Consider the following 7,683-nt stretch of genomic DNA (forward strand, 5'->3'; position numbering starts at 1 on the left):
TGATCTGGCCACCATGGACAAGGGCCTCACAACCATCCACTACAACAAGAGGAAAGATATTTGATGCAGAGCTGTGTAACAGACATCAATCGGATTGCCGATCAGCTCCGTGGTAAATTTGACGAGTCGGTGGTTGCCGAACAGCAGACTGTTGATCGCATCCCGACCATCTGGATCGAACCGGGCAATCTTAAAAACGTGCTGGCATATCTCAAAACAGAAATCGAACAGCCTTATTCTCTGCTTTACGACCTGACTGCTGTCGACGAACGCAACCGCGGTCATCGACAGGGGCAACCCGATGGTGAATTCACGGTCGTTTATCACCTGTTGTCATTTGAACGCAATGAAGATATCAGGATAAAAGTATCCTTGAAAAACGATACGCAAACACTCGACTCGATCGCCTCCCTGTGGCGCAATGCTGACTGGTACGAGCGCGAAGTCTACGATATGTTCGGGCTTCGGTTTGACGGTCATCCGAATCTGCGCAGAATCCTGATGCCTCCCACCTGGGAGGGTCATCCGCTTCGCAAGGACCATCCCGCCCGCGCGACAGAGATGGGGCAGTTCAGCCTTCCCGACGATCGCCAGGACCGCGAGCAGGAGGCTCTCCAGTTCAGGCCGGAAGAATGGGGCTTAAAACGCGAGAGCGAAGAAAGCGAATTCATGTTTTTGAATCTCGGACCGCAACACCCGGGCACTCACGGCGTCCTGCGTGTCATTATGCAACTCGACGGCGAACTGATCCTCGATGCTGTCCCGGATATAGGCTACCATCATCGGGGCGCCGAGAAGATGGCCGAAAGGCAGTCCTGGCATACGTTCATTCCATACACCGACCGCATCGACTACCTGGCCGGGGTGATGAACAATCTGCCGTATGTCATGGCGATCGAAAAAATGGCCGGAATAGAAGTACCCGAGAGAGCAAAAGTGATCCGGATCATGCTCTGTGAATTATTCCGTATCGCCAGCCACCTGGTCTGGTACGGCACATTCGCGCAGGATATCGGGGCATTGTCGCCGGTCTTTTTCATGTTCAACGACCGCGAGCGGGTGTTTAGAATCATTGAATCCGTTTGCGGAGACCGGATGCATCCGAACTGGTTCAGGATCGGCGGTGTGGCTGATGATCTGCCTGAGGGCTGGGATCACCTCGTAAAGGAATTTCTCGATTATATGCCCAAACGCCTGAAAGAGTACGACGGGCTGGTAATGAAAAACAGTATCTTTAAGGCCCGCACTATTGGTATCGGGACATATAATAAGGAAGAAGCGATCGAATGGGGAGTGACCGGGCCGGGACTGCGTGCCACCGGCTTCGAGTGGGATTTCCGCAAGGCGCGTCCGTATGGCGGTTACGACCAGTTCGAGTTCGATATACCGACAGCGCAAAACGGTGATTCCTACGACCGAGCGCTGGTCCGGATCGAAGAGATCCGCCAGAGCCTGAGGATCATCGGGCAGTGCATGGAGAACATGCCCGCGGGCCATTTCAAGTCGGATCATCCTCTGACAACACCGCCTCGCAAAGATCGCACCATGCACGATATCGAGACTTTGATTAATCACTTTTTAAATGTCAGCTGGGGACCGGTGATTCCACCCGGAGAAGCGTTCGTGGGTGTCGAGGCGCCCAAGGGCAACAACGGATATTATCTGATTTCTGACGGTGACACGACCTCGTACAGAACAAGAATCAGGACACCATCGTTTCCGCATATACAGATGGTTCCCTTCATGAGCAGGGGTTATACTGTTGCGGATATGCTGACGATTCTGGGCAGTATCGATTTTGTACTGGCCGATGTTGACCGATGAGTATGGATTCAAATATGCTTTCTGAAGCTGAAATGCGCGAGATAGAAGAAGAGCTGTCGCACAGTCCGAGCAAGCAGGCGGCCTGTATCGAGGCATTGAAAGTCATCCAGCGTAACCGCGGATGGGTTTCCGACGAGAGCCTGGCGGAACTGGCCGAATTCATGAAGATGTCACCGGCTGAACTGGACAGCGTAGCGACATTCTACAACCTGATATTCCGACGTGAAGTCGGCCGGCATGTCATCCTGATCTGCGACAGTGTAAGTTGCTGGATCACCGGCTATGACAACCTGGTTGCTCATTTTAAAAACAAACTGGGCATCGAACCGGGCCAGACCACATCCGATGGGCGTTTCACGCTCCTGACGATTCCCTGCCTGGGGGTCTGCGAACATGCTCCGGCGATGGTGGTCGACAGGCAGACTTTCTGGGAGCTGACAGAGGATAAAATCGATAAGATTCTGGAGGATTTTAAATAGAGCTGATGGAAAAACCGCTGACTCAAAATATCGGCGCCGATTTAAAGCCGGCCTCACTGGCCGACTATGAGGAATCGGGTGGTTACAAGGCCATGAAGAAGGCCTTAAAAGAGATGACGCCCGAGGATGTGCAAAAGCAAGTCAAGGACTCCAATCTGCGTGGGAGAGGCGGTGCCGGATTTTCAACCGGGATGAAATGGGGATTTGTTCCTATGGGGGAGAACGCTCCCAAACAGAAATACCTGGTGGCCAATGCCGACGAGATGGAGCCGGGGACTTTTAAGGATCGCTATATCATGGAGGGTGACCCGCATGAACTGCTGGAGGGGATGATCCTGGCCGCTTACGCGATTGAAGCCCCGACAGCTTACATATTCCTGCGCTGGGCATACAAAAAAAGCGAGGAAGCACTCAGAAACGCGATTAAGGAAGCTCACAATAAAAACTATCTGGGCAAAAACATCCTGGGAAGCGGATTTGATCTCGAGCTTTATGTGCATGTCTCGGCCGGACGCTATATGTGCGGTGAGGAAACCGGCCTGTTGAATTCGCTCGAAGGCAAACGTGCCAATCCGCGCGCCAAACCACCGTTTCCGCAAGCCTGCGGCCTGTGGGGCAAGCCGACTATCGTGCAGAATGTCGAGACTCTCGCCAACGTACCGCATATTATCGCACATGGCGCCGAATGGTACAAAAACCTCAGCAAAACCGATGATGGCGGAACCAAGCTCTATGGTGTCAGCGGCAGGGTCAAAAATCCGGGGATGTGGGAATTGCCGATGGGTACCAGCGCGCGGGAGATCATCTACGAACATGCCGGCGGTATGCACGACGGGCTCGATCTCAAGGGTTTCCTTCCCGGCGGAGCCTCGACCGATTTTCTGACACCCGATCATCTGGATATACCGCTCGATTTCGATTCTGTCACCAAAGCCGGAAGCCGTATGGGTACCGGCACCATGATAATACTCGACGACAGGACCTGCCCGGTTGCGATGATGGCCAACCTGGAACATTTCTTCGCCCAGGAATCCTGTGGATGGTGCACGCCCTGCCGTGAAGGATTGTCATGGTGTGCCAAAATACTGAAAGCAATCGAAGCGGGTCAGGGTCAGATGGAAGATCTGGATATTCTGAAACAACATTGCGAACAGCTCGGACCGGGCAACACATTCTGCGCCCTCGCGCCCGGAGCGGTCGAACCGCTTCAGAGCGCATTGAAATATTTCCGTGAAGATTTTGAAAGACATATCAAAGAAGGAAAATGTCCCTACAAATAGATTATGGCGACTCTGTATATAGATGATAAAAAGTTTGAGGTCGAGGAAGGCAAAAACCTGCTCGAAACGGTCCTGACGCTCGGATTCGACTTGCCTTACTTCTGCTGGCATCCGGCACTCGGTTCGGTCGGAGCCTGCCGTCAATGCGCGGTGATCCAGTACAAAGACAAAGAAGATACCATGGGCAAAATCGTGATGGCCTGTATGGAGCCTGTGTCGGATGGTATGCGAATTTCGGTCGAAGCTGAGAAGGCGAAACAGTTTCGAGCTTCGGTAATCGAATGGCTGATGGTCAGTCATCCCCATGACTGCCCGATCTGCGACGAAGGAGGCGAATGTCATCTGCAGGACATGACCGTCATGAGCGGTCATAACTACAGACGTTACAAATTCAAGAAGGTCACCTTCCGCAACCAGGAGCTGGGACCGTTCATCAATCACGAGATGAACCGTTGCATTACATGCTATCGCTGTGTCAGGTTTTACCGCGACTTCGCCGGAGGAGATGATCTGCGTGATTTCGGAACCGCCGATCATGTCTACTTCGGACGCGAAAAAGACGGTATACTCGAAAGCGAATTCTCCGGGAACTTGGTCGAGGTCTGCCCGACAGGGGTATTCACCGACAAGACCCTGAAAAAGCATTACGCCCGTAAATGGGATCTGCAGGGCGCGCCCTCGATCTGCCAGCATTGCGGACTGGGTTGCAACACGATAGCGGGTTCCCGTTACGGTCGCCTGGTGCGCACGCTCAACCGCTTCAATCATGACGTCAACGGTTACTTTATATGTGACCGAGGACGATTTGGCTATGAATTCACAGCGAGCCCTAAACGTATACGCAGGCCTTTAAAAGCGCGGGAGGATACGCATGTCGAATGCAGTCTCGCGGAAGCGGTCGATAATGCTTCCGGGATGATAGATTCCGGAAAAGCTATTGGCATCGGTTCACCGCGCGCCTCGCTCGAATCCAATTACGCATTGCGTAAACTGGTCGGCAAAGAAAATTTTTATTCCGGATTGAAAAGGACCGAGTGTTCGACTCTGGCGAAAATATATGAAGTACTGACTACCCGCCCGGTGCCGACTGCTTCGATGCACCAGGTTGAGCGGGCCGATGCTGTTCTGGTTTTGGGAGAGGACTTGACCAACACTGCGCCGATGCTGGACCTGGCAATCCGCCAGGCAGTCCGCAATCAGCCGATGAAAAAAGCTGAGGCTCTAAAGATTCCGGAGTTCAATGATTTTGCGTTGCGCGAGCTTGCCCAGGATGAACATGGTCCGCTTTATATCGCCAACCCGACAGCCACCAGGCTCGACGGGATCGCTACCGATGTTTGTCAAACAGCACCCGATGATATCGCACGGCTGGGTTTCGCGATCGCAAATGTAATCGATCCCAAAGCTCCCGCGGTCAAAGACCTCGCAGGTGATCTCAAGAAAATGGCTGAAAAGATAGCGAGTGATCTGCAGGATGCAGATCGTCCGGTGATTATCGGCGGAACCAGCCAGTTTAACACAGCGATTATCGAGGCCATAGCGAATATAGCTCAGGCGTTGCATGCCAAAAACGATCAGACTAAAGTCTGCTATACTCTGCCCGAATGTAACAGCCTCGGAGCGTCATTGTTCGATACTGGTCCTGTCGAAGATATTCCGGAGAAAGCCAAAAGCGGAAATTACGAGACGCTGGTGATCCTGGAAAATGATATCTATCGCAGGTTACCGCACAAGACTGCCGACGAGCTGTTGTCGGGATTTAAGAATGTAATTGTTTTGGATTACCTGGAAAATCGAGCGATGCCAGAATCGAGCTTGGTGTTGCCGTCGGCCAGCTATGCCGAAGGTGATGGTACCCTGATCAATAACGAGGGCAGGGCTCAGAGATATTTCCAGGTTTTAGATCCCCATCCGATGATTCATGAAGGCTGGCGCTGGATCAGGGATATGCTGATTAAAAACGGCGGTGACGGTGCTACAGGCTGGAACAGCCCCGATATCATCGCCTCCGAAGCATTAAACGAACTTCTTGATATCGATAAGAAAATCGAGGTCGCGCCCGATCCCGACTACCGCATTCACGGGCAAAAGCTTCCCCGCGCGTCTCATCGCTACAGCGGTCGTACCGCGATGAAAGCCCATGAGAGCGTCCACGAGCTCAAACCTCCGGAGGATCTGGATTCACCCATGACTTTCACCATGGAGGGCTACCGCGGGCCACGGCCCGGGTCGCTCAATTCGATCTTCTGGGCGCCGGGATGGAATTCCGTTCAATCGGTCAGCAAGTATCAACTCGAAGTTGGCGGAAAACTGCGCGGAGGCGATCCGGGTATTCGGTTGATTGAACCTTCGGGCAAAAGTGAACACGTTTATTTCAGGGATATACCGTCGCAGTTTGCGCCAAAAAAAGATATGCTTCTGGCAGTTCCGATCTACCATATCTTTGGAAGTGAAGAGCTCAGTTCAGATGCGGCCGAATTGTCGAAACTGATACCTGAATCATACATCGCGTTGAATAATACAGAAGCGAAGAGATTGAATGCTGAAGATGGTGCGCTGGTTAAAATAATCATGAATAGCGAAACATACAGCCTGAAATTGAAGATCGTTGAAAAGCTTCCCGACGGTTGCGCCGCTATTCCGTTCGGTCTCAAAAACACCAGGGGAATAGCTCTTCCGGGTGAAGTCAAAATCGAGGTGGCGAAATAATGCTGGCGGATGCCATATACGGAAGTTTGATCGCGTTGACGGCTATGAGCGCGGTATTGACAATGGCGGCCGGGATGATCTGGCTGGAGCGTCGGCTTCTGGGTTTGTGGCAGGATCGTTACGGCCCCAACCGGGTCGGACCTTTCGGCATCCTGCAGGTGGTGGCAGATATGATCAAGATCTTCTTCAAGGAAGACTGGATGCCGTCGTTTGCCGATCGGTTCGTGTTCTTTTTAGCGCCCGGAGTAATTATCCTGACTGTGCTGATGACTTTCGCTGTGGTGCCGATCACATCATCGATCAATATTCTCGATTCGAATATCGGGCTACTGTTCTTTTTGGCGATGTCGTCTTTGGGAGCCTACAGCATCGTCCTGGGAGGCTGGGCGTCGAATAATAAATACTCGCTTTTAGGCGCGCTTCGGGCCGCCTCGCAGATGATCTCCTATGAGGTCTTCATGGGGCTTTCCCTCCTGGGAGTGGTGGCGATGAGCGGGACATTCAACCTGGCAGAGATTGTCGATGCGCAGAAAAATATGTGGAATATCGTTCCGCAGTTTTTCGGTTTCATAGTCTTTCTGATCGCGGCCATCGCCGAGACCCATCGACTGCCGTTCGATATTCCCGAGGCCGAAAGCGAACTGGTGGCCGGCTTTCATTCGGAATACTCCGGTATGAAGTTCGGCATGTTCTTCGTCGGCGAATATCTCGGTATCGTGGTTATATCGTCAATGATCACGGTGCTCTTTCTGGGCGGATGGCATGGTCCGATCCTGCCGCCCTTCGTATGGTTCTTTTTGAAGACCTTCGTGTTCATGGTCTTTTTTATATTGCTCAGAGCCACGCTTCCGCGTCCCCGTTTCGATCAGTTGATGTCCTGGGGATGGAAGCTTATGCTGCCTTTGGCGCTGGCGAACGTTGTTGTAACCGGGGCGGTAGTTTTACTTTGGAATTAGAAATGAGGAAATATAGATGTTCAGCATTTTAAGATCGCTCTGGATTATCCTGAAGCATACCTTCCGCGCCCGTGAAACGGTGCAGTACCCGGAACAGAAACCGGAGCTTGCACCTCGTTATCGCGGCCGCATAGTTCTTTCCAAAGATCCCGACGGTGAAGAACGCTGTGTGGCCTGCTACCTCTGCGCGGTGGCCTGTCCGGTAGATTGTATTTCGCTCCAGGCTACTGAGGATGAACATGGCCGTCGTTACCCGGAGTTCTTCCGGATCAATTTCTCACGCTGTATCTATTGCGGGTTCTGCGAGGAGGCCTGCCCGACATACGCAATTCAGCTCACGCCCGATTTCGAGATGAGCGAATACGATCGTCAGAACATGGTCTATGAAAAAGAGCATTTGCAGATTGACGGGCAGGGTAAATATCCCGGCTATAA

At 52.5% G+C, this 7,683-nt stretch carries 6 protein-coding genes; all 6 read left to right on the top strand.

The annotated features are described in order from the left end of the window. The first annotated feature begins 63 nt into the window (after positions 1–63). Positions 64–1,824, top strand: a complete 1,761-nt coding sequence (nuoC, locus tag GF404_11590; GenBank protein ID MBD3382824.1) for an NADH-quinone oxidoreductase subunit C/D — start codon at positions 64–66, stop codon at positions 1,822–1,824. 14 nt (positions 1,825–1,838) lie between these two features. Next, entirely contained in the window at positions 1,839–2,303 is a 465-nt protein-coding gene (gene nuoE / locus GF404_11595; protein MBD3382825.1) for an NADH-quinone oxidoreductase subunit NuoE, read from the top strand. Positions 2,304–2,308: 5 nt separating this feature from the next. After that, positions 2,309–3,583: an NADH-quinone oxidoreductase subunit NuoF gene (gene nuoF, locus GF404_11600; protein ID MBD3382826.1), complete on the top strand. Its 1,275-nt coding sequence runs from the start codon at positions 2,309–2,311 to the stop codon at positions 3,581–3,583. Between the two features lie 3 nt (positions 3,584–3,586). Continuing rightward, positions 3,587–6,292, top strand: a complete 2,706-nt coding sequence (gene nuoG / locus GF404_11605; protein ID MBD3382827.1) for an NADH-quinone oxidoreductase subunit NuoG — start codon at positions 3,587–3,589, stop codon at positions 6,290–6,292. Beyond that, positions 6,292–7,248: an NADH-quinone oxidoreductase subunit NuoH gene (gene nuoH / locus GF404_11610; protein ID MBD3382828.1), complete on the top strand. Its 957-nt coding sequence runs from the start codon at positions 6,292–6,294 to the stop codon at positions 7,246–7,248. The genes nuoG and nuoH overlap by 1 nt, the downstream gene beginning before the upstream one ends. A 16-nt stretch (positions 7,249–7,264) precedes the next feature. Next, a partial coding sequence (gene nuoI, locus GF404_11615; GenBank protein MBD3382829.1) for an NADH-quinone oxidoreductase subunit NuoI occupies positions 7,265–7,683 on the top strand: 419 nt, incomplete at its 3' end.

The organism is Candidatus Zixiibacteriota bacterium (genome assembly GCA_014728145.1).
In the GTDB taxonomy this organism is placed as follows: Bacteria; Zixibacteria; MSB-5A5; order JAABVY01; family JAABVY01; genus WJMC01.

Excerpts from the sequence above, each read along its gene's own strand:
- nuoC (MBD3382824.1), top strand. The coding sequence starts at position 64 with ATGCAGAGCTGTGTAACAGACATCAATCGGATTGCCGATCAGCTCCGT.
- nuoF (MBD3382826.1), top strand. The coding sequence starts at position 2,309 with ATGGAAAAACCGCTGACTCAAAATATCGGCGCCGATTTAAAGCCGGCC.
- nuoG (MBD3382827.1), top strand. The coding sequence starts at position 3,587 with ATGGCGACTCTGTATATAGATGATAAAAAGTTTGAGGTCGAGGAAGGC.
- nuoH (MBD3382828.1), top strand. The coding sequence starts at position 6,292 with ATGCTGGCGGATGCCATATACGGAAGTTTGATCGCGTTGACGGCTATG.
- nuoE (MBD3382825.1), top strand. The coding sequence starts at position 1,839 with ATGCTTTCTGAAGCTGAAATGCGCGAGATAGAAGAAGAGCTGTCGCAC.